Source organism: Micromonospora sp. ATA51, from assembly GCF_016802855.1.
Lineage (GTDB): Bacteria > Actinomycetota > Actinomycetes > Mycobacteriales > Micromonosporaceae > Micromonospora > Micromonospora sicca.
Genome location: NZ_JAEVHJ010000697.1, coordinates 1 through 1075 on the forward strand (window position 1 = coordinate 1; position 1075 = coordinate 1075).

Here is a 1075-nt window from a genome sequence, read left to right on the forward strand (position 1 = left end):
CGGGCCGGGCCGAAATGCGGGCCGGGCCAAAAACCGGGCCGGGCCCAAGACCGAGCCAGGCCGAAAACCGAGCCAGGCCGAAAACCGGGCCAGCCGTGGCGGGCCGGTCAGGCGGGGGTGTCGAGGACCCGCTCCATCGCCGCTCGGGAGCGACGGCCGGTGCGCAGGTACTCGTCCAGGAACTCGCCGGGGTCGTCCCGGCCGAGCAGCCGGACGACGCCGGCCAGCTCCACCCCGTGCCGGGGCAGCTGGTCGCCGGCCCGGCCCCGGACCAGCATGAGCGCGTTGCGGACCTGCGCCGCGAGAGTCCAGCCGGCGGCCATCGCCGCGGCGTCGTCCGCGTCGACCAGGCCGGCGTCCCGGGCGGCGGCGAGCGCGTCGAGGGTACGCGTGCCGCGCAGCGCCGGCACCCGGCCCGCGTGCCGGAGCTGGAGCAGCTGCACCGCCCACTCCACGTCGGCCAGACCGCCCCGGCCCAGCTTGGTGTGGGTGGCCGGGTCGGCGCCGCGGGGCAGCCGCTCGTTCTCCACCCGCGCCTTGATCCGGCGGATCTCCACCACCTGCTCACGGGTCAGCCCGTCGGGCGGGTAGCGCACCGGGTCGACCATCGCCTCGAACTCGGCGCTGAGGTCGGCGTCGCCGCAGACGAACCGGGCGCGCAGCAGCGCCTGCGCCTCCCACACCTTCGACCAGCGCGCGTAGTACTGGGCGTACGCGGCGAGGCTGCGGACCAGCGGGCCCTGCCGTCCCTCCGGACGCAGGTCGGCGTCCACCCCGAGGGGCGGGTCCGGGGCGGGTACGCCGAGCAGCCGACGCAGCTCCTCGGCGATCGCCTGCGCGGCCCCGCTGGCCGCGCTCTCGTTCGCCCCCGCAGGCGGGTCGTAGACGAAGAGCACGTCGGCGTCGGAGAGGTAGTTCGACTCGTACCCGCCGAGCCGGCCCATGCCGATCACCGCGAACCGCAGCCCGGGCAGCTCCGGCTGGGTGGCCCGGGCGGTCCGCAGCGTGGCGGCCAGGGTGGCGTCGGTGACGTCGGACAGGGCGCTGCCGACCACGTCGATGTCGCCGAGCGTGC

General features: G+C 76.7%; 1 pseudogene. It reads right to left on the reverse strand.

Going from position 1 to position 1075, the window contains the following annotated elements:
• Positions 1–107: 107 nt before the first annotated feature.
• Positions 108–1075, reverse strand: a pseudogene (locus JNW87_RS39030) (bifunctional [glutamine synthetase] adenylyltransferase/[glutamine synthetase]-adenylyl-L-tyrosine phosphorylase); the annotation flags it as partial.